A 21427-nucleotide genomic window follows, 5' to 3' on the forward strand; every position below is an offset into this window, starting at 1 on the left:
GTTTTTGTCTCCTGCCCACGTCCTTTCGGTGGCCGCCCCCCGCCCCCGCCTCGTGCGGGGGGGTGACGGGCTGCGGCCGGGGGGTGGGGTCCTCTCGGAAGTGCGCCGACAGAAAGATCCGACAGAAAGACCCGTCGAGCACTTCCGAGATGACCCCACCCGGACCTGCGGTCCGACCTCCCCTCGAGGGGGAGGTGGGGCCGGCGCTTACTTCTGCGGCGCCGAATCGATGATCGACTGCATGGTTTCCTGCGCATTGGCGATAGCGCCGTCGACGTCTTCGCCAAAGAAGACCTCGTTCATCATCTGGTTCCACGGACCGTTGGCCGAGTTTATCAGATCGTTGAACACCACCGAATAGGGCGTGCGGCCCTTGGCCATGGCTTCGGCGGCGATCTGGTAGCGCGGATCAAGGTCCTTGAGCGCGTCCTTGGCGATGTCGCCGCGCACCGGCAGGCTGCCATACTTCGCCAGAATGGTCTGGCCCTCGAGCGAATAGGCGAAATCGAGGAACTCCTTCACCACCGCGACTTTGGTGGTGCCCTTGGTGACGACGAAATTATCGCCGCCGGCAAACGACGACCAGCCGCCGTCCTTGCCGGGCAGGAAGGTGATGCCGTAGTCGATATCGGGATATTGCGTGTTGAGCGCGCCGATGGCGAAGGCGCCGGACGGCGAGATGCCGATATTGCCGGTGGCGAAGGCGGCAAAGAAGTTGGAGCCGGTGTCGGTCTGCGCGCCTGATGGCACCAGGTCCTTCTTGACCATGGAACGGTAGAGGTCGATGGCGCCGCGCATCTGCGGGGTGTCCAGCGTCGCCTTGGAGCCGTCCTCAGTCAGGATGTCGCCGCCCGATGCCCAGATCAGCGGCGTGAAGGTGAAGATGTTGCAGCCGCCGCAATTGCCGGAGAAATAGAAGCCCTTGATGTCGCCGCCGAGCGCATTGACCTTTTCGGCGTCGGCTTCGATCTCGGCCCAGTTGGTCGGACCCTTTTCCGGATCGAGGCCGGCCTGCTTGAACAGCTTCTTGTTCCAGATCAGCACTGAAGAGTCTGCCGAGAACGGCAGCCCGTAGATGCGGCCCTTATAGGTGCCGGTCTTGACATGGGCCGGCGACAGGCTGGCGAAATAGGGCAGCGATTTCGCCCAGTCGGTGATGTCTTCGAGCTGGCCGGCGGCAGCGAAGGAGGGCGTGTAGATCAGGTCGAGCGAGAGCGCATCGGGTGCCGTGCCACCAGCGGCGGCAGCACCATATTTCGGGATGATCTCGGCATTGGGGATGATGTCGAGCTTGATCTGGTTCTGATGCCCCTTGTTGAAGGCATCGACGATGCGCGGCATGAAGTTCGAGCCGTCGGCGCGCACCCAGATGTTGGCGGTGTCGGCGGCGGCCGTCCCGGCTGTCGCCAGCGTGCCCAGGATGCTCGCGGCGATGGCGAGCCCGGTAATGGTGGTTCTCATGGTTCTCCTCCACATGGTTCTAATTTAGCCGCGCCCCCGAGCGGGTGACTATCAGCACGGCCCGTTTCGTTCAGCCGTCCGGCGGACGGCCGCATGACTGACGCACCACCAGCCGGCACGGCAGTTTTCTGATGCCCGGTTCGGCGGGTTTGCCGCCGACGAGCGAAAGCAAGGCAAGGCCGGCCTCGCGCCCGAGCGCGGCCAGGTTCATGTCGACGGAGGTCAGCGGCGGGCGGGTCGCCTCGGCGACGATCTGCCAATTGTCGAAGCCGATGACGCCGACCTCGTCCGGCACGCCGATACCGCGCTCGCGCAAGGCGTCGATGACGCCGCGCGCAATCTGGTCATTGCCGCAAAACACCGCGTCGGGCTTTTCGCCATCGCGTCCCTTGCCGTCGAACAGCGTCTTGACCGCCTCATGCCCCCAGGCTTCCGACCACTGGCCGAGCAGCGGCTCCATGACCGGCAAGCCGTTCTCGGCCAGCACCGCGCGATAGGCCTCGGCCCGCGCATGCACCACGGCAAAGCTCGCCGGACCGCTGACATGGGCGATGCGCCGCCACCCGAGCCGGCAGAAGTGCTCGACCGCCAGCCGCGCGCCGCCAGCATCGTCGGAGACGAACGCGATGGCGTTTGGATCGGGCTCGGTAAAGGCATAGATCGCCGGAATGCCGAGATTGGCGAGGTCGACCGGCAGGTGGCGGTCGATGCGCTTGCCGGTGGCGATGATGCCGTCGACGCGCTTGTCGAGCATGGCATCGACATGCAGCTGGGCAAGGCGCGGGTCGTCCTCGACATTGCACAAAAACACCGAGACGCCGGCATCGACCAGCGCATCGGAAACGCCGGCCATCAGCGGCAGCGAAAAGCGGCCATAGGTATCGTTGGTCAACAGCCCGACGGTAAAGGAGCGCCGCCGCAACAGGCTCTGCGCCAGGCTGTTCGGGCGAAAACCAAGCCGCTGCGCCGTCTCGCGAATCCGGGTCCGCGTCTCGGCCGTCATCCGCCCCTGCCCGTTGAGGGCTTTCGAGGCGGTGGCGACGCTGACGCCGGCAAGTGCCGCCACCTCACGCAGGGTGACGGGCTGCTTGGCAGGCGTTGGCTGCGCATCGGATGCCAGGATATCGATCCTCCCATTTGAGAAAAGCTTTTCTCTTACCGGCCTGCGAGGTGCTGAATGGTGAAGTCAGCGGATGCCGGCAGAGTTGGGAAAAGGTTTTCTCAAAAGGAAGATTAGGGGAAGGATGCAAGGATGGCAAGAGGGAATGGCCTGGTTACAGGCATGTTCGGCAGTCAACTACGACTCGCTGCCCTGGGTCCAGGATCTGCCATGGCGGCCCGAAGGAAAGAGGGCGAGCAGCTTTGGCGTGCATTGCCGTTCAGCGGGCACCGCGATGGAATGGCCGCGGTGCCCGTAGTCTACCCGCATAGCTAGCAGTTCTCAGTCTGCGGATCGCACGCCTTGTTTTTTTGCTTCTGTGGCTTGGGCTTGGCCGCCTGCTCGGGCTCGGCCTGCTGCTGCTCGGCGGCGGGTTGCTTCTTGGCCTTCGGTTTCTCGGGCTTGGCCGCCTGTTCCGGCTCGGCCTGCTGCTGCTAGGCGGCGGGCTGCTACTTGGCCTTCTGCTTCTCAGGCTTGGCCGCCTTGCCGGGCTCGGCCTGCTGCTGCTCGGTGGCCGGCTGCTCCTTGGCCTTCGGTTTCTCAGGCTTGGCCGCCTTTTCGGGCTCGGCCTGCTGCGGCTCGGCGGCGGGCTGCTCGCCGACCTTCGGCTTCTCAGGCTTGGCGGTTTCTTCGGGCTTGGCCTGCTCGGTCGTTGCAGCGCCTTCGGTCGGCTTCGATTTCCGGCCAGCCTGAACCTGCTTCACCTCCTCGATGTCTTTGAGCTTAGCTGGTTTGGCCTTAGGGTCGGCTTTCACCTCGCCCTCAAAGACAGCGACCGTATCGTTTTCCAGTTTGCCGGACTGCTCGGGCGCGTCGGTCTTGCTGACCTTGACGGCAGTCACCTTCTGGTTCGTCTCCTTTTCGATCACATCGACATCAATGACTTTGTTGATCACCAAATTGTTCTGGATCGTCACGTCGCCGGCCGGTTCGGCCGCCTCGACAATGCGCACAAACTCCGGCTCATCCCGAATAACGACCACAGAAATGTCCGCGGCAAGGAATTCGCGGGTGGGGACCACAACCCAGTAATAATCCGGCGTCGTGTCGAAGGTCACCTCGATTGAAATCAAATCCGGATCGCGGCGGGGCGGCAGCGGCGCCCAAATGATGTGCTCTCTGTCACGACGCCAACTCACCCATGCTGGCGCCCAGCGAGTGCCCGGAACCCAGTACCAGCCGATATCGTCGGCATAGCCCCACCGGCCGTAATGGTACGTCGCCCAGCCGAATGGCTCGTCGGACACCCAGAGCCAGCCATACTGCTCGGTATAGACCCAGTGTCCAAGCGTATACGGACGCCAATCGTCAGGCACATCAACCGGCACGAAAACGGTCGCTCCGTGATACGAGACCCAATCACCATAGGAAGACAGGTCTTCGTAGAACGTGCTGATCGAAACGGTGGTGGCAGCCCTTGCCTCGGAAACAAGCGACAATGGCGTAATCGGGTTGGGAATCTCGACGACCGTGAGCAGGCAGGCGGTTACACCGCCGAGCATCAGTCGCACCGCATGTTGGGCAAGGACGCGTTTCATCGTAATCTTCCTCCGAAACAGATCGCCCTTCATCCTACAAACCCGCCGGCTGCCGGATTGTTCCACTTTGCTAACGTTGCCGATCCCCTCAAACAACGGCTTGGCATCGCACAATGATATTTGGGATCAGAGTTGCTTCACGAGGGCGGTGAACCGTCACAAATACGCGCCGAAGGCGCGGCGATAGGTCGTTGGTCAGCGGGCCCGACAGTAAAGCTGCGCCGCTGCAACAGGCTCTGCGCCAGGCTGTTCGGGCGAAAGCCAAGCCGCTGCGCCGTCTCGCGAATCCGGGTCCGCGTCTCGGCCGTCATCCGCCCCTGCCCGTTCAGCGCTTTTGAGGCCGTTGCCACGCTGACGCCAGCGAGCGCGGCCACCTCGCGGAGGGTGACCGGCTGCTTGGCTGAGACGGGCGTTGGCTGCGCATCGGACGCCATGATTTGGATATCGATCCTCCCATTTGAGAAAAGCTTTTCTCTTATGGCCCTGCGAGGCGCTGAATGGTGAGGTCAGCGGATGCCGGCAGAGTTGGTAAAAGGTTTTCTCAGATGGAGATTAGGAAACGGTTGAGGAGTTGGCAAAGGGGGTATGGTGGGCAGCAAGCGAGGCAATCGGCCCACCGCGCTTGGGCGTTTCCCATGGCAGTCGGGATGACCGTTGCTGCAAACTGCAAAAATCCAGCTATGCAGCTTCCTCTTCGTCGTCCCTGCCCGTTCCCCAAATTATGTCAAACAGTGATTTAGCTTTCCGCTTGCCGTGTAGGAGCTCGCCAATCTGCCTACTCCAATCCCGGTCGGAACCTGAATTAGAGAAAACGCCCCATGCACCTTTAACCTTTTCTCTGGTGCTTTCCTCCGAGTGCCTTATGAAGTCGGCTACCTTCGTCCGTCCAAGGCCGGCAACTCCTCTTAATATCTTGCGATTGTCTGCCTCCAACGCTGCGCACAAGATATATCGAATCAGATTGTCCTTCTCCTGGCGCGAAATCCTTTCTCCCACGTTCAGCAGCTGATCCATAATTCGTGGGAAAGCGGCTGTCGCGACAGTGAGTGTTGTCGTAGTCACGTCTTTCAAATCCTCCCGCAGCTTCCGAAAAATGTCGGAATGGAAGTCTTTGTCGATAGCATCGAGCAACAGGTCGTAGTTCAACGCTGCGTCTACAATGACAACACGTCCCGCAAGTACACCGAGTACAAATTCCGAGAAAGCTACGCGAAAAGCAGGGTCGAGAGACACATAACCTGATGTCGAGATCTTTTCCAGCAACGTGCGCGCGCTTTGACTCGCAAATTCGCGACGAAGAAATTTCCAAAGTCAAACTTGATGAATGTCCTGTTGAAGTGGTGCGTGCTTCGTTTCAGAGCGACGGAGTTCGGTGGCGGCTCTTTCATCAAAGGATAGCAGACTTGCTTACGGGGGTGCCGGCGAACGAGTGGAGCACGCATCTGGCAGCAGGAGACCATGTGGCGGTTCAATACGGACTGGATCTCGTTGCCAACAGAGAGGGACACAACGGCCATAATATTTCAGAAGGTTCGCGAGATTTATGGACGGAAGATTGCCGGAAACAAACGCCCGGATGATCAGTTACTTCGCGGCATAATTAGAGTTGCGGTAGCCTCCCTCAATTAGGCGCCGGTCGTATGGCACTATGGCGGTCACTGGATTTTTCGCTCCCGAGTTTCTCGATAGCGGGCCGCGGGAGAAAACGGCGCGGACGAGCGCCCAGTATTCGTTGATTTCCTTCTTTGGGAGTCGGTCGATGTTGTCGAGAACGATGATTACGCGTGACTTGTCAGATTGAATTACGGAGAGGATTTCACGAAGAGTACTCTGAAACTCGAAATCATTCGGATCTGTCTCGCGGATATGCTGAGTTATCTTTTGATCCTCGTATTGTTTTGCACTAATCTGAAGCGTTTGTGATAATGCGTCACGAAAACTAATTCTGTCATGCGAATGACCGAATCTCCACCATGCTCTGCAAAACGCAACGGCAAGAAACGCAAGCATAAAAATGAAGGGCCACGAGCGTAAAAAAGCGCCAGCGTCAAAAGCTGATTTTGCCCAAAAATAATATACGGGAAGAAGCGGTATCAAGAGGACTACACATATTCCATACCAGTCGAGCATGGATCGGTTCGTTGATTGGGTCTCGCGAACCTTGCCTTTTACCTTCCGCTCTATTTCCTCAAGCAAGCTATCCTCTTTGGGAAAGGTCGCCCTTGCCCAATCGAGAAAATGCTCGAGAAATGAACGACGAAAAGATGAACCTTGGGATTGCCATATATCAAAGGTAAAGAAGCTGTGGTGAACGCCGCCACGAGTACCTTTCTCGGTCAGCTTTCGCCGTGCGATCTCCACCACGGTGGACTTTCCGCTTCCCCAGGGACCATCCAGCCCGATCGCGCGATCGTCACCTCGGAAATTCGTTATCGCAGATGCGAGAGCTTCAGCCGTCCGTTCATGACCCTTGCCATGGAACTGATCTTCCCTGGAGGGTTCATCGATGAGGATTTCACGTTTTATTTGATTAATAGCCATTCCAAAAACCAACTAACGAGTGATCAAACATTAACCTATGGCATAATCACAAAAGATTTCATTAGTTTTCTACCCCTGGCCTCAGGTTCAGGCTCGCATCTGATATTCTCAAAAACAACAACGCGCCGCGCTATTTTCACGGAGCGGTTCGCCAGCACGATCCGTCCTCCGACAAAAGGAACCCGCCATGAGAAAACTCATCGTCACCGAATTCATCGGCGTCGATGGCATTGCCGAGGTCGAGAAGCTGCCAAGCGTGACCTGGAACGATGAGATGCAAAAATTCAAGGACGACGAGCTGGCCGATCGCGGCGCCATGCTTTTGGGGGCGCACGACCTATGAGATCTCTGCCGGCTCGTGGCCAAGGAGACCGGAGACTTCGCCGAGCGGTTCAACGCGCTGCTGAAATATATCGCCTCGACGAGCTTGACGCCGCGCGGATCCCTCCCGCCATTGATGCGATCGAGTTCGCAGCCACCAGGCGGAAGGTTCTGACCCGCCCTTTCTTGCTGCTGCGGGTAGGAAGATGTCTTGATCCAGCCACAAGCCCAAATTGCTGGATTTGGCAGCTCTGGAAGGATAAGCTTGGTTTGTGGTTCAGCGATGGAACAGAGACTAGCCGCAATTCTGGCTGCCGATATGGCGGGCTACAGTCGGCTAATGGAGGCCGACGAATCCGGCACGCTCGCACGCCTTCGGACCCATCGCATAGAACTGGTCGATCCCGCCATCGCGAAGAACAAGGGCCGGATCATCAAAACCACCGGAGACGGCATGCTCGTTGAGTTCCAGAGCGTGACCGATGCCGTGAAATGCGCCGTGGAAATCCAACAGCGCATGAAACGGCGCAATTCGGATGTGCCGCAAGAACGGCGTATGGAATTCAGGATCGGCATAAATCTCGGCGACATCATTTTCGACGATGAGGACATTTTCGGCGACGGCGTCAATATTGCCTCGCGCATCGAGCAACTCGCCGACGTCGGCGGTATCTGCGTGACCGCAGCGGTGGCGACCCAAATTGCCGACCGTCTCGAAATTGCCATGGAGGACCTGGGCGAGAAGACGTTAAAGAACATCAGCCGCCCGGTTCGCCTCTATCGCATTGGGTTTGATAGTTCTGTCCTGCCAGAAGTCGAGGCAAAGCGATCCATCTCGAAACCTTCGATAGTGGTGCTGCCATTCACCAACATGAGCGGCGACCCCGAGCAGGAATTTTTCGCGGACGGACTGACCGAGGACATCATCACCGAACTGTCCCGCCACCATGAGCTGTTCGTCATCTCGCGCAATTCCAGCTTCGTCTACAAGAACCGCGCCGTGAATGTGCGCGAGGTGGCCGAGAAACTCGACGTCCAATACCTGGTGGAGGGAAGCGTCCGCAAGATCGGCGACAGGGTGCGCGTGACGGCTCAGCTCATCGACACGGCGAATGACGCTCATATTTGGGCGGACAAATATGACCGGAAGCTGGACGACATATTCGCGATTCAGGATGAGGTGACCGCGGCGATCGCAGCCACGCTGCCCGGTCGTGTCGAGGCGGCTCAGCGGGACCAGCTCGCGCGGGCGAAACCTGCAAACATGGCCGCGTATGAATGTGTGCTTGCTGCCAAGGTGCTGCATCACCGAAGCACGATTGCGGATAATGAACGCGCGCGAACCTTGATAGACAGGGCCGTCGCGCTCGACCCCGATTATGCCCATGCCCATGCCTGGCAGGCCTGCATTCTTGGCCAGGCCTGGGTCCATAACTGGTGCGAAGACAGGGATGCAGTCTGGAACGACATCATGGCAGCGCTGGACAGGGCGCTGGCGCTGGACAACAACGATGCCGATGTCCACCGCATTCTCGCGGCAGTGAACGTGAACAACAATGAGCTGACCACAGCGCGCTACCATCAAGAGCGCGCCCTCGCCCTCAATCCCAATTACGACCTCGTGGTGGTGCAGCAAGGCGAGTTATTGACGTGGCTCGGGAGGCCGGAAGAGGGAATTGAATGGATCCGCAAGGCAATGCAGTTGAACCCGCACCACCCGGAGAGGTTCTGGAGCCATCTGGGAAAGGCGCATTTCGCCGCGCGCCAGTATGGCGAGGCGATCGAAGCTTTCATGCATCTGTCAACCATGGACTCGGTTCAGCACGCTTTCGCCGCTGCCTGCTACGGCTGGCTCGGCGATGAAATCGCGGCCGCGGCGCATCTAGGCAAGATCAGAACGCTCGATCCCCAATTCGACCTCGATTCATTCATCGCCACCCTGCACTATGCCCAGGAGTCTGATGTGCAGCACGTCCGCGAAGGACTGCTGAAAGCCGGTATTGCCAACCTGTAGGCAGCCCGTGACTCGCACGATCGGCGATAAGCTGTTGGACCTTAGTCACAGCGAAATAGCTACGGCTCTCTTCTACCTTGCTGGGCTCATAGTAGATGATCCAGTCGCCGACGCATGCTTCGACGTGGCGCAGATACTGACCAGGAAACTGGTATTGCTCAGCGGGCGGTCATTGTAGATCGAATCTGAACAGGGAAAGCCCTCCCCCTGAAAAAGCGCCGCGCTAGTTGACGGTGCAGTTCGCACAAGACCCGCACGGCCGTCCCGACAGAAGGAACCCGCCATGAGAAAACTCATCATCACCGAATTCATCAGCGTCGATGGCATTGCCGAGGTCGAGAAGCTGCCGAGCGTGGCCTGGAACGATGAGATGCAGAAATTCAAGGACGACGAGCTTGCCGACAGCGGCGCCATGCTGTTGGGGCGTACGACCTATGAGATTTTTGCCGGCTCGTGGCCCAAGGAGACCGGAGATTTCGCCGACCGGTTCAACGCCCTGCCAAAATATGTCGCCTCGACCAGCTTGACGGCGCTCGACTGGCAACCGGCCGAGCTGCTGCAGCGCGCATTGCCGGACGCCGTCAGAGGGCTGAAGCAAGGCAGCGGCGGCAACATCTATGTGCATGGCAGCCTGAGCGTCGCGCAGGAATTGCTGCGCCACGGCCTGGTCGACCGCATCAGGCTGCTCAGCTACCCCGGTGCCGTGGGCCAGGGCAAGCTGCTGTTCCCGCCCGGTGTGCAAGTGCCGCTCGAGCTGATCTTTGCCAGGCAGTTCGGCAATGGCGTGGTGGCGCTGGAGTATGCGGCTGGGAAGGCGTGATGAGCCAATCTCCCCCCTCGAGGGGGAGATGCCCGGCAGGGCAGAGGGGGTCGGTTCGACCGGGCGCGGCTCCTCTCTTGCGACAGTGGGGTTGGCGCACTACGCGAGACGACCCCCTCTGTCGCCTCCGGCGACATCTCCCCCTCAAGAGGGGAGATCGGCAGCTTCGGCCTCGGCGCTTATCCTGCAACGCTGGCGATTAGCGAAAGCGGTGATGACGGCCAATTTCCCCCTGAGGGGGAGATGCCCGGCAGGGTAGAGGGGGGCAGTTCGACGGGGCGGCTCCTCTCTTGCGACAATGGGGGGTGGCGCACTACGCGAGACGACCCCCTCTGTCGCCTCCGGCGACATCTCCCCCTCAAGGGGGGAGATCCCCCTCACCGCTTCAACCCGGCCACAAACCGCTTCACGCGCTCCGGGTCCACCCGGTTCCACCAGACGCCGTCGTGCTTCAGCGCGCTGGCGATGATCACGCCTTCGACGATGGCGAGGATGTCGTTGGCGTTGTCCGGCGTCACGCCGCTGCCGACCAGCGTCGGCAGGCCGGCGGCTTGCTTGATCATGCTGATGTAGCTCAGATCCGCGGCGTGGCCGGTGCGCTGGCCGGTGGCGATGATGGCGTCGGCGTCGAAGAAGACCAGGTCCTTGACCAGTTCCTCCACCGGGCGGTCGGCGACGATGGCGTGCGCGCCGTGCTTGACATGGGCATCGGCGAAAATGCGAATGCCATTGGCGCGCAGCCTGGTGCGGTAGCGTGCGGCGCGGCCCGCCTCGCCTTCGACAAAGCCCTCATTGGCGACATAGGCATTCGCCCATTGATTGACGCGGATGAAGCCGGCACCGGCGGCACTGGCGATCGCCAAGGCCGGAATTGCGGCATTGGCCAGCACATTGATGCCGATCGGCTTGCCGAGCTCGCGGCGGATGCGGTCGGAGACGACAGCCATATAGGCCGCCGTCTCCGGCCCGATATCGTCAGGCTTGGCGAAAGGGATATCGCCATGGTTCTCGACGATGACGCCGTCGCAGCCGCCGTCGAGATAGGCTTTGGCATCGTCGAGCCCGCGCTGGTAGATCGCTTCCACGGCCTCGCCGTCATAGCGCGGCGCGCCGGGCAGCGGTGCCAGGTGAACGACGCCGATCACCACCTTGGTGCGGCCGAAGAGTTCTAGGAGCGCGTCGCCGCCTGATTGGCCGATCTGGGTCATGAGAGCTCCGTTTGATCGATAATCGCCGCCATCTCGGAGGCGGAAGGACAGGATGCGAGCGTGCCCGGCCGTGTCACGGCGATGGCCGCGGCCGCGAGCGCCAGCTCCAGCGCCGAGGTAATAAGCATTCCCCGGGCAAGCCCGCCGGCCAGACAGCCGCAGAACACGTCGCCGGCGCCGCTGGTGTCGAGCGCCTCGACCTGTGGCGCCGGCAAACGAAGCGGTGATACATGGTCTGGGCCAAGCACGAGACAGCCCTCGGCGCCGAGCGTGATCACGACCGTGCCTGCGCCTTTGGCCGCCAGCGCATCGGCGGCCGCCGCCATGTCATCCCGGCCGGTCAGGGTTTTCGCCTCGGATTGGTTGACCACCAAAACCTCCGCCAGGCCAAGATCGGGCACAGATGCCGCGTCGATCGGGCTGGCGTTGAGAACGGTGCGTGCACCGTTTTCCCTTGCTGCCCTCAGGCAGGCATTGGTCGCGGCGGCGCGCAAATTTCCCTGGCAGACGAGGATGTCGCCGGGCGCGATCCAGCGGACAAGCGCTGTCTGCGCAACCGGATCGAAGGCTTCGCTGCAGGCGACGCCGCTGACGATGAAGTTCTCGCCGCCTCTATCGATGGCGATGGTCGAGCGGTCGCTCGGCAGCTCGAATTCGCTCACCTCGAGGTCTGACAGCTCGCTTTCAAGGCGGCTTCTGATCCATGCGCCTGCAGGGTCTTTGCCGAGCGCGGTCCAGAACGTCACCTCTGCACCCGTGCGCGCGGCCGCGACCGCCTGGTTGGCGCCCTTGCCGCCGAGGTCGTCGGCATAGCTCACGGCATTCAAAGTCTCGCCCGCGGCAGGGAAGCGGCCGACGTGAAACATCGTGTCGACGCAGGCATTACCGACGACGTGGACATGCATGGCTCAGCTCTCACCGGTCGCCCAGCTCAGCATCTGTTCGAACAGGGTCTTGTAACCTTGCCAGGCGATGAATTGCGGCGGCAGCCAATGCGGCCCGACATCGGATGTCCAGGCCACGGTGCGGCCCTTGCCGTAATGGCCGGTGACAAGCAGCGGCAGCGATCCATAATCGGACGATACGGTGGCCAGAACCTCCGCCCCGTCCTTCAGCGTCACCTCGTTGAAACCGAGCAGGATCGGCCAGTCCGAGCCGAGACCCCTGAGGATGGGATGGCTCGACTCTGGTTTCGGCACCGGGGCAAAGCCTTCGGGAACCTCGACGCGGTCGTCATACGCCAGGCAGGTCACCGGCAGCACGTCCTCGACCGGCGTCTTGCGGTAGCGCGCGCCGCCATTGATGCCCTGGAAGCTGTAGTAGCCGCCGAACATCAAGAGCCCGCCGCCGGCGCTGACATAGTCGCGCAGCAGGCGCAGCCGGTTCGGCGTCGGCTTCGAGTGGACCCAGGTGTCGGGATGCAGCAGCAGGGTGTTGGCGCCGATATCGGAGAGCACCACCGCGTCATAGGCCGACAGCGCCTCCATCGTCTGCGGAAAGCCGCGCTGCGCCTCATGCGCCGGCATGAAGGTGACGGCGAACTCGGTCGTCTTGAGCGCGCTCAGCAATTCGTCCGCGCCGGTGTGGTAGGTGACGGTCGGGAACTGGTCGAAACCCTTGATGTGGGTCGCGGTCGACACCCAGGATTCGCCGGCAAGCAGGATCTTTTTCTTGGACATTTGAACTCCGTCGTAACTCTGGCGGTAAGTCTTATCGCCGTAAATCTGGGGCGCCGCTCAGGTCTGCCGCGCGAAGACAGCCTTCGGATTGGCGATCAGCATGCGGTCGATGGCCGCCTGCTCGACGCCATGGCGCTTTAGGCGCGGTATGAAATGCTTGAGGATATAGCCATAGCCGAAACCGCCGAAGCGGGTCAGCATGATCTTGAGGAACACATCCTGCGACAAAAGCAGGCGGTCGCCGAAACCGGCCTCGACAAGGTTCGCGATGGCCCGCGCATTCTCTTCGTCGGAGGGCGATTGCGCGTCCTGGTCGGCATAATAATAGTCCATGCCGATCATGTCGTATTCGAGGAAGGCGCCGCGCCGGGCGAGGCTTGTCTGGTAGTCGGGATCGTCGTGGCTCGGGTTCATGTGGCAGAGCACGGTGTGGCGAAGATCGGCGCCCTCGGCCTCGACGACATCGAGCACCTCGTGCGCCAGCCGCTCCCAGCCGGGCAGATGGATCGACAGCGGCACGCCGGTGATGCGCGAGGCGCGCGCCGAAGCCCGCAGCGACTTGCGCTCCTCGGCGGTAAAATCCTTGCTGACGCCGACCTCGCCGATCAGCCCGGCGATGATCGGCGGCTGCGTCTCGCCGCCGCCGGCATCGTTGACGATGAACTCGGTGACGGCGTCGACATCCATCGCCTTCAGCCATTCGGGATGGGTGTGCTCGAGATAGAAGCCGGTGCCCATGACGATCTTCAGGCCGGACATGCGGCTGATGCGGGCGAGCTTTTCGGGGTCGCGGCCGATGCCGATATTGGTGGTGTCGACGACGGTGTGGCCGCCCAGCGCGCGATAGCGCTGCAGCTCCGACAGCGCCAGGTCGGCGTCGTCGAGCGAGACATTGTCGCGGTTGACGTAAGGGTTCATGCGCAATTCGCCGATGATCCCGATGTTCACCGGCTGCTCGGCGATCGCCATGTCGTCGGGATGGCAGGGACATTTCCAGCTGCGCGCGCCGTCGAGCAATATGTGCTCGTGCATCAGCGTGATGCCCATCTCCTCGACCGGAACCGGGCCGAGCACGGTCATCACATGGCCGGTATCGACCCCGATCGCCAGCCGCTTAATGGGCGCTGCGTCATCGAAAAGATTGCTCATCGGCTCAACGGCTCCGCACGGCGCCGCGGAACAGGCGGAAGTTGAGCCAGATGGCGATCAGGATGATCGTTCCTGTGACGATCGGCGTCAGGAAGGGCGACAGATGCGCCAGGATCAGGCCGTTGCCGATGACGGCGACGGTCAGCGCGCCGAGCACCGTTCCGATGATCGTGCCGCGGCCGCCGAACAGGCTGGTGCCGCCGAGCACGACGGCGGCGATCACTTCGAGTTCGAAGCCCTGGCCGGCATTCGACGATCCGGATCCGAGCCGGGCCGCGATGATGATCCCGGCAAGGGCTGCCGCGGCGGCGGAAATCACATAGACGAAAAGCGTCGTCAGCCGCGTGTTGACGCCGGCGCGCCGCACCGCCTCGGCATTGGCGCCGATGCCGGTGACATAGCGGCCGAACGGCGTCTCGTTGAAGGCCAGATAGGCGATGGCGAGGATCGCCAGCGCGATCAGCGCCGGCACCGGCACGCCAAGGAACCAGGCGCGGCCCAGCACGGTGAACGCGCTTCCGGGCTCGATCGGGATGGAATAGCCGCCGGTGATCAGCAGCGCCACGCCACGGATCACCGACAGCCCGGCGAGCGTGACGATGAAGGACGGAATGCCCTCATAGGCGACGAAATAGCCCTGCACCGCGCCAAGCAGGGCGCCGAGCGCCAGCATGGCGAGGATGACCACCGGCCATGGCAGGCCGAACTGCAAAAGCGTCGCCGACAGCGTCGCCACCAGCGCCAGCACGGAGCCGACCGAAAGATCGATGCCGCCGGTGGTGATGACGAAGGTCATCGCCGCGGCGACGATCAGCAGCGGCGCCGACTGCCGCAGGATGTTCAACAGGTTGGGCGAGGTCAGAAAGGCGTCGGTCGCCACCGAGAAGATGATGCAGACGACAACAAAGAACAGCGCAATCGACACGACGCTGCCATTGGCGAGCAGGGCATCGCGCCAGGTGCCTTTGCGCACCCTTGGCGGCTGGGCGGAGTGGATCGAGCTCATGTCGCTCATGCCGGCGCTCCACCGCGATAGCCGTGGGTGGCGGAACGCGCATTGAACTTGCGGCCGACGATCAGATTGACCACGTCCTCGATATTGGTTTCGCCAATCAGCCGCTCGGCGACGCTGCGTCCTTCATACATGACCTGGATGCGGTCGCAGACGAGGAACAGATCCTGCAGGCGGTGGGTGATCAGAATGACGCTGACGCCGCGGGCGCTGACGGCACGGATCAGCTCGAGCACGGCCTCAACCTCGGCGACGGCAAGCGCTGCCGTCGGCTCGTCCATGATCAGCACGGCCGGCTCGAACGAGGCGGCGCGGCCGATCGCGATCGACTGGCGCTGCCCGCCGGAGAGGTTTTCGACCTTGAGCCGCGTATCGGCGATGACGATGCCGAGACGATCGAGCATATGGCGCGTCTCATCGTGCATGCGCTTGTTGTCGAGAAAGGAAATGCCGGCGATGCGGCGGCGCGGCTCACGGCCGAGAAAGAGGTTGCCGGCGACATCGACCGTGTCGCACAGCGACAGGTCCTGGTAGACCATCTCGACGCGCGCCGCACGCGCGTCCGCCGGCGAGCTGAAGGTCACCGGCTTGCCGTCGATCTCGATGGTACCGGCGTCGGGAACCACAGCCCCCGACAGCACCTTGCTCAATGTCGATTTGCCGGCGCCATTGTCGCCGACCAGCCCCAGCACCTCGCCCGGCTTCAGCGTCAGCGACACGTCGTCGAGCGTCTGGATGGCGTTGTAGCGCTTTGAGATGCCGCTCATCCGCACCCGGTAAGTCTGGCCACTGCTCATCTGGGTTCCACGCGATTTGCAAAGCATCCGCGGCGTCGCCTCAGGCGGCGCCGCGGATTGGTCGCCGATGCAGTCTACTTGAACATCGCGCGGTATTGGTCGACATTCTTCTTGGTCACGATCGTCACCGGAATGTTGATGATCGGATCGATTTTTTCGCCCTTCTTGAGCTTGCCCAGCGCTTCGACCGCAGCCTTGCCTTCGCCGGCCGGATCCTGCTGGACGACCGCCACCACCCAGCCATCATCGATGCCCTGAACCGCCTGCTTGGTCAGGTCCCAGCCGAACACTTTGACGTCACCGGTGCGGCCCTGGCTGGTCACCGCCGAAACGGCGCCGAGCAAGGCCGGCTCGCCGGTCGCATAGAGCGTCGTCATGTCCGGATTGGCAGTCATCAGGTTTTCCGAAGCGCTCAACGCGGTCTCCTGGACGTTCTGGCCGTCGACCGTGTCGAGGAAGGTGACGGCCTCACCGCTGTCGGTGACCGCCTTCTTGAAGCCGTCGAGCCGCTGGTTCTGGATGAACGAATTGAGCGCGCCGACGATGCCGATCTTGGCTTTGCCGCCCATCTCGGTCTTCACATAGTCGGCGTAGAACTTGCCAATATCCTCGCCGGCCTTGGTGTTGTCGACACCGATGAACGAAATGTTGTCGCCGTCGGGGATCTGCGCATCAATGGCGATGACGGGAATGCCGGCCGCCTTGGCAGCGGTGATCGCCGGCTTGACACCGTTGACGTCGATGGCGACCAGAATGATGCCGTCGACTTTCTGCGTGATGTAGTTCTCGATCGCGTCATTTTGCGCGCTCGGCACATTGTTGGCGTTGAAGATGACCAGCTTGGCGCCGGCGGCGTCGGCGGCCTTCTGCGCGCCCTCGTTGATCTGGTTGAAGAACAGGGCCTGCTGGTTGATGTTGACGAGAGCGAACGTATCGGCCAGCGCCGATCCCATGGCTACCGAGCCCACGGCAATGACGGCGGCGCAGCCGGCGAGAAGTTTGAACAGACGCATTTTTGGTTCCCCTTGCTTGCGGACCAAACCTCGGCCGGTCCCGTTGGTGCTAAAGGCACGAGGCAAACATTCAAGAGACTTGAATATTTGTCAATCCAAATGAACGTGGAGCGTCGCTCAGAAAGTCGCCGGCGTGTTGACCCAGAAAATGCTGGCGCGTTCCTCGCCGATGTTGCGGTAATGATGCGGCAGTTCCGACCTGAACACGAAGGCATCGCCGGCGGCGAGAGCATGGATCTTGCCGTCGACAATCAGCTCGATCCGACCGGCGAGCACGTAGCCGACTTCCTCGCCGGCATGCTGGATCGGACCTTCGCTCTCGCCGTCTGCCTCGATGTGATGGATGTTGCATTGCAGCAGGTGGCCGGACGAATACGGAATGATGCGTTCGAGCGAGATGCCCTCGCCGCGCCGCAACGCATCGAGCGCGATCAACGGCCGTGCGCCTGCGCGGAACACGATCGCCTCGTCGTCGTCGACCTGCTCGAACATCCAGCCGATATTGGTGTCGAGAACCTCAACCAGACGGTGAAGCATGGGCAGGGACGGCGAAGCCTTGCCGTTCTCGATCTTGGACAGCAGGCTTTCAGAGCAATTCGCGGCGGCAGCCAGCGTCTTCAGCGTCATGCCACGCGTCTGGCGGGCGAGGCGCAGCCGCGTGCCGAGCCGCGCGGCATTTAGGGTGGCGTCTGTTTCTGACTCTGGCCGTTGCCGATCGATTTTGTTCATCCGTTCGCCTCAACAACAGTCAGAGGACAACTCTCGCGCGAGCAAAAGACAGCAGCGGCCGATTTGCAAGCGCTTATCTGTCGATTTCGATGCTGCGGCCATGACCAGACAGTTTGAAGACACGGCAAACGCAATCTCAGCGTTCAACCCTTACACCCGCTTGGTGCGCTTGCTGGTTTCGGACTTGGCCCGGGCCTCGACCGCCTTCTCGATCTCGCGCTTCAGCTCGTCCTTGATGTCGGCCGTTTCGGCCAGCAAGGCATCGATCTTCATGAAATCGAGCACCCGGTATTTCGACACGGCAGGCCGGATCAATATGTCGGGCCGGCTCTGCTTCAGCTTGCTGGCGATGATCGACTGCATCATCAGCTGCGTGGCGCCGAACATCAAGTCGACGGAGGTCGGGAATTTGCGCCCGGCCTCGGTCGGCGCGCCGACCACGTCGACGGCGATGATGATGTCGGCGTCGAGCTCGATCAGGTCGAACGGCACGGGATTGTAGATGCCGCCGTCGATCAGCAGCCTGCCGTCGCGCATCACCGGGCGGAACACCGCGGGGATCGCCGCTGAGGCAGCCAGCGCCGAATGCAGCTCGCCTTCGCCCATCACGGCGAGCCTGTGTCCGTAGAAATCGGTTGCCGTCACCTTCAGCGGTATTTTGAGTTCGGCGAAGGTCTCGGGGATGGCGTCGGGCAGGAACGCTTTGAGGATGCGCTCGACATTGAACTGGCTGACGCCCAAGCCGCCCTGCATCGCCTCGGCAAAAGTGCCGGGCCGCGCCCGCCACATGCGCGTCGCCACTTCGGCGCGGCGGCCGAGGATCGAGCGCGTATAGTCGTGGATGTCCTTGCCGGTCATGCCCGAGGCCATGCCGGCGCCCATGATGGCGCCGATCGACGAGCCGGCGATGGCGGCCGGCCTTATGCCCAGTTCGTCCAGCGCCTCGATGACATGGATATGCGCCAGCCCGCGCGCGCCGCCGCCACCAAAGGCGATGCCGAAGCTCAGGCTCATTCCTTGTCGGCCTCGCCGAGCTTCGGCCCGACCACCATGACGGCCGGCTCGGCGGAGAGCAGCTTTTTTGCCGCCGCTTTCACCTGGTCCAGCGTCACCGCATTTATGAACGCGGCGCGGCGCTGCATGTAGTCGATGCCGAGCTTGTCGAGCTGCAGCTCGACCAGCGTTGCGGCGATCGCGCCGGAGGAATTCAGATTGTTGATGGCATAGGCGCCGATCATGTATTTCTTGGTCGCCGCCAGTTCGGCTTCGGTCGGCCCCTCCTCGGCCATGCGCTTGACCACGTCGCGCACGACAGCCAGCGTCTCGGCGGCTCTGTCCGAGCGGGTCGAGGTGGTGATGGACAGCGCCTCGGAGTGCTGGTGGTCGACGAGGTCGGAGCTCACGCTATAGGCCAGGCCGCGCTTGTCGCGCACCTCGTCGAACAGCCGCGAGGTGAAGGTGCCGCCGCCGAGAATCTCGTTCATCAGCACCGCGGCGAAGAAGTCCGGCGCGTTCCGCTTCACGCCGGGATAGGCGAGTTGCAGCGAGGCCTGCGGCTGGTCGTAAACGACCTCAAGCTGCTGGCCGAGCTTCAGGTCGATGTCGGCGACCGGCGTGAGCGCCTGTTTTTCCGGCAGGCTGCCGAACACCAGATCGAGCTTCTGCTTCAGCGTCTCGGCATCGATGGCGCCGACCACCGCGACATGCAGGCCGTCGCGGGCGAAATTCGCCTTGTGGAAGGCGCTTAGGTCGCCCGGCGTGATCGTCGCTATGCTTTGCCTGGTGCCCTGGTCGGGCCGCGCATAAGGATGGATGCCGTAGATCGCTTCCAGCCATTTGCGCTGGGCGAGCGTATCGGGATCGCGCTCGCTGGCGATGATGCCCGACAGGATTTGCGAGCGGATGCGGTCGATCGGCGCCTGGTCGAAGCGCGGCTGGTTGACCGCCACGCGCAACAGGTCGAAGGCACCGTCGCGCTGCTCGGCCAGCATGCGCATCGAGCCATAGATGCCGTCGCGCTGCGCGTCGAAGCTCATTTCGGCGCCGACATCGTCAAGCTTGATCTGGAAGGCCTCGCTGTCGAGGTCGCCGGCGCCTTCGTCGAACAGGCCGCTCATCAGATTGGCAAGCCCTTCCTTGCCGGGCGGATCCTGCGTCGCGCCGCCATCGAAGACGAAGCGGATGGCGACGATCGGCACCGAATAGTCTTCCACCAACCAGGCGGTGATGCCCTTCGACGAGGTCACCTCCTGGATGTTCATGGCGGCACGAGCGGAAAGCGCCGGCAGGATGAGGAAGACGAGGGAGAGGAGCAGGGTTGCTAAAAGCGGGCCGGCGCGCCAATTGCCAAGGTCGGCGCCGCCCCTCATCGCCCTGCCGGGCACTTCTCCCCGTATAGTGACGGGGAGAAGTGGGCTGGCCGCAACGGCGGCGCCCTTCCAGCAACGCTGGCGGTTGGCGAAATCGTCGATCAGAGCGCCCCTCTCCCCGTCATTATACGGGGAGAGGATGCCGGCAGGCGGGTGAGGGGCAGCGCCAACGCTCAAGCTCATCATCAAATCAATTCCCAGCCTGGGTTTGCGGCAGAAGATAGCCGGTCGTTGCGTGGTTGAGATTAAGATAGCGGGCAGCGACCGCCTTGACCTGATCGGCTGTGACCTTACGGATGCGGTCCGGCCATTGCTGGACGTCCTGGATATTGCCGCCGGTGGCGAGCGTCGAGCCGTAGATGTTGGCCATGTCCTCCTGCTTGTCGCGAGCAAAGATCATCGAGCGGACGAAACGGTCCTTGGATTTTTCCAGCTCGTCGCTGGTGACGCCGTCTTTCGCAATGCGGGCAATCTCGGCGTCGACCGCGGCCTCGATGTCGGCCAGCTTGGCGTCGCCGCGCGGCGCGCCGTAGACGGTGAAATTGGTGTCGTCGAGCATGGTGCCTTGGAAGAAGGCGCCGGCCGCCGCGGCTATGCCTTGCCTGACGACAAGCTCCTGGTAGAGCCGGCTGCGGTTGCCGCCGCCGAGGATTTCGGACAGCACGTCGAGCGCCTCCGCTTCGCCCGGCTTTGCCGTGTGATAGGACGGAACCACCCACTGCGTGGTAAAGCTCGGCACGCTGACGCGTCCATCGGTCAGCGTCACCGTGCGCCTGGTGTTCTGCTCCGGCTCGACGGGGCGGATGCGCGGCGGCAAATCCGGACCGCGCGCGACCTTGCCATAGGTCTTTTCGGCCAACGCCTTGACCGTTTCCGGCTCGACATCGCCGGCCACCACCAGCACGGCGTTATTGGGCGTGTAATATTTATTGTAGAAGGCCATCGCGTCGGTGCGGTTCAGCTTCTCCATCTCCTGCATCCAGCCGATGACCGGGATGCGATAGGGCTGGTTCTGCCACAGCGTGGCATCGATTTCCTCGTCGAGCACCGCCTGCGGATTGGAGTCGATGCGCGAGCGGCGCTCCTCGAGGATGACGTCGCGCTCGGTCTTGATGACATCGTCGTTGAGGATGAGATTGCGCATCCGGTCGGCCTCGAAGCCCATCATTTGCTCGAGCGCCTGCGGCACCACCGTCTCGTGAAAGGCGGTGTAGTCGTAGGAGGTGAAGGCGTTGTCCGAGCCGCCGATGGCGGCGACGGCGCGGTCGAGTTCGCCGGCCGCATGGTTGCTGGTCGCCTTGAACATCAAATGCTCGAAGAAATGGGCAATGCCGGATTTGCCCGGCGGCTCGTCGGCGCTGCCGATCTTGTACCAGACCATATGGGTGACGATCGGGGCACGGTGATCCGGGATGACGACGACTTCCATGCCGTTGTCGAGCAGGAAATCCGTCGCTGCGCCGTTGTCAGGATTGCTATCCGCCAGAGCCGGAGCGGCCATCACCAAAGCCAGCCCCAAGAGCGTTCCGCGCAGCCATTCAGCCTGAAATGTCATAGATGGCTCCGGTTTGGTGGTGGGACGATAGGCGGGGTTGCTGGTCGAGGCAAAGCGAATTG

General features: G+C 62.1%; 19 protein-coding genes and 2 pseudogenes. 3 read left to right on the forward strand and 18 right to left on the reverse strand.

Going from position 1 to position 21427, the window contains the following annotated elements; all coding sequences use genetic code 11:
• Positions 1 to 207 precede the first annotated feature (207 nt).
• From NKJ08_RS29930 to NKJ08_RS29955, 6 genes and pseudogenes are all read right to left on the reverse strand, one after another.
• Entirely contained in the window at positions 208 to 1461 is a 1254-nt protein-coding gene (locus NKJ08_RS29930; RefSeq protein ID WP_352531110.1) for an ABC transporter substrate-binding protein, read from the reverse strand.
• Positions 1462 to 1531: 70 nt separating this feature from the next.
• Entirely contained in the window at positions 1532 to 2581 is a 1050-nt protein-coding gene (locus tag NKJ08_RS29935; protein WP_352531116.1) for a LacI family DNA-binding transcriptional regulator, read from the reverse strand.
• A 488-nt stretch (positions 2582 to 3069) separates the two neighbouring features.
• Positions 3070 to 4272: a DUF6600 domain-containing protein gene (locus tag NKJ08_RS29940; RefSeq protein ID WP_352784722.1), complete on the reverse strand. Its 1203-nt coding sequence runs from the start codon at positions 4270 to 4272 to the stop codon at positions 3070 to 3072.
• A gap of 89 nt (positions 4273 to 4361) precedes the next feature.
• Positions 4362 to 4592, reverse strand: a pseudogene (locus NKJ08_RS29945) (LacI family DNA-binding transcriptional regulator); the annotation flags it as partial.
• A gap of 244 nt (positions 4593 to 4836) precedes the next feature.
• Positions 4837 to 5421 carry a hypothetical protein gene (locus tag NKJ08_RS29950; protein WP_352531106.1) on the reverse strand — a complete coding sequence of 195 codons (585 nt, stop codon included), beginning with the start codon at positions 5419 to 5421 and terminating at the stop codon, positions 4837 to 4839.
• 321 nt (positions 5422 to 5742) lie between these two features.
• Positions 5743 to 6699 carry a P-loop NTPase fold protein gene (locus tag NKJ08_RS29955; RefSeq protein ID WP_352531104.1) on the reverse strand — a complete coding sequence of 319 codons (957 nt, stop codon included), beginning with the start codon at positions 6697 to 6699 and terminating at the stop codon, positions 5743 to 5745.
• A gap of 187 nt (positions 6700 to 6886) precedes the next feature.
• On the opposite strand from NKJ08_RS29955, the gene NKJ08_RS29960 reads away from it, so the two are divergent.
• Both NKJ08_RS29960 and NKJ08_RS29965 read left to right on the forward strand, forming a co-directional pair.
• Positions 6887 to 7042, forward strand: a complete 156-nt coding sequence (locus tag NKJ08_RS29960) for a hypothetical protein (RefSeq protein WP_352531102.1) — start codon at positions 6887 to 6889, stop codon at positions 7040 to 7042.
• Between the two features lie 261 nt (positions 7043 to 7303).
• Entirely contained in the window at positions 7304 to 9034 is a 1731-nt protein-coding gene (locus NKJ08_RS29965; RefSeq protein WP_352531114.1) for an adenylate/guanylate cyclase domain-containing protein, read from the forward strand.
• A gap of 1 nt (position 9035) precedes the next feature.
• On the opposite strand, the pseudogene NKJ08_RS29970 reads toward NKJ08_RS29965, so the two are convergent.
• A pseudogene (locus tag NKJ08_RS29970) lies at positions 9036 to 9280 on the reverse strand (hypothetical protein); the annotation flags it as partial.
• Positions 9281 to 9317: 37 nt separating this feature from the next.
• Here NKJ08_RS29970 and NKJ08_RS29975 point away from each other — a divergent pair.
• Positions 9318 to 9854 (forward strand): dihydrofolate reductase family protein, encoded by a 537-nt coding sequence (locus NKJ08_RS29975; protein ID WP_352531100.1) that lies wholly within the window; start codon positions 9318 to 9320, stop codon positions 9852 to 9854.
• A gap of 377 nt (positions 9855 to 10231) precedes the next feature.
• Here the strand turns inward: NKJ08_RS29975 and NKJ08_RS29980 are convergent, their stop codons facing one another.
• The 11 genes from NKJ08_RS29980 to NKJ08_RS30030 all read right to left on the reverse strand — a co-directional run bounded on the left by NKJ08_RS29980 (position 10232) and on the right by NKJ08_RS30030 (position 21365).
• Positions 10232 to 11062, reverse strand: coding sequence for a BtpA/SgcQ family protein (locus NKJ08_RS29980; RefSeq protein ID WP_352784726.1), 831 nt, complete (start codon positions 11060 to 11062; stop codon positions 10232 to 10234).
• Complete coding sequence (locus NKJ08_RS29985; RefSeq protein ID WP_352531096.1) at positions 11059 to 11967, reverse strand: ribokinase; 909 nt, start codon at positions 11965 to 11967, stop codon at positions 11059 to 11061. Before NKJ08_RS29985 ends, NKJ08_RS29980 begins: the two co-directional genes overlap by 4 nt.
• A gap of 3 nt (positions 11968 to 11970) precedes the next feature.
• Positions 11971 to 12741, reverse strand: coding sequence for a glutamine amidotransferase (locus tag NKJ08_RS29990; protein WP_352531094.1), 771 nt, complete (start codon positions 12739 to 12741; stop codon positions 11971 to 11973).
• Positions 12742 to 12798: 57 nt separating this feature from the next.
• Positions 12799 to 13890: a phosphotriesterase family protein gene (locus tag NKJ08_RS29995; RefSeq protein ID WP_352531092.1), complete on the reverse strand. Its 1092-nt coding sequence runs from the start codon at positions 13888 to 13890 to the stop codon at positions 12799 to 12801.
• Between the two features lie 4 nt (positions 13891 to 13894).
• On the reverse strand, positions 13895 to 14896 hold the full coding sequence (locus tag NKJ08_RS30000; RefSeq protein ID WP_502896189.1) for an ABC transporter permease: 1002 nt from the start codon (positions 14894 to 14896) through the stop codon (positions 13895 to 13897).
• 5 nt (positions 14897 to 14901) lie between these two features.
• Positions 14902 to 15699 (reverse strand): ATP-binding cassette domain-containing protein, encoded by a 798-nt coding sequence (locus NKJ08_RS30005; protein ID WP_352531088.1) that lies wholly within the window; start codon positions 15697 to 15699, stop codon positions 14902 to 14904.
• A 74-nt stretch (positions 15700 to 15773) separates the two neighbouring features.
• On the reverse strand, positions 15774 to 16712 hold the full coding sequence (locus NKJ08_RS30010) for an ABC transporter substrate-binding protein (protein ID WP_352531086.1): 939 nt from the start codon (positions 16710 to 16712) through the stop codon (positions 15774 to 15776).
• 117 nt (positions 16713 to 16829) lie between these two features.
• Entirely contained in the window at positions 16830 to 17441 is a 612-nt protein-coding gene (locus NKJ08_RS30015) for a cupin domain-containing protein (protein WP_352531084.1), read from the reverse strand.
• A 150-nt stretch (positions 17442 to 17591) separates the two neighbouring features.
• Positions 17592 to 18455 (reverse strand): patatin-like phospholipase family protein, encoded by an 864-nt coding sequence (locus NKJ08_RS30020; protein ID WP_352531082.1) that lies wholly within the window; start codon positions 18453 to 18455, stop codon positions 17592 to 17594.
• Entirely contained in the window at positions 18452 to 19810 is a 1359-nt protein-coding gene (locus NKJ08_RS30025; protein ID WP_352531112.1) for a M16 family metallopeptidase, read from the reverse strand. Before NKJ08_RS30025 ends, NKJ08_RS30020 begins: the two co-directional genes overlap by 4 nt.
• Before the next feature lie 190 nt (positions 19811 to 20000).
• Positions 20001 to 21365 carry a M16 family metallopeptidase gene (locus tag NKJ08_RS30030; RefSeq protein WP_352776766.1) on the reverse strand — a complete coding sequence of 455 codons (1365 nt, stop codon included), beginning with the start codon at positions 21363 to 21365 and terminating at the stop codon, positions 20001 to 20003.
• Positions 21366 to 21427: the final 62 nt, after the last annotated feature.

Origin of the sequence: Mesorhizobium sp. M0244, assembly GCF_040321795.1 — a bacterium.
In the GTDB taxonomy this organism is placed as follows: Bacteria; Pseudomonadota; Alphaproteobacteria; order Rhizobiales; family Rhizobiaceae; genus Mesorhizobium.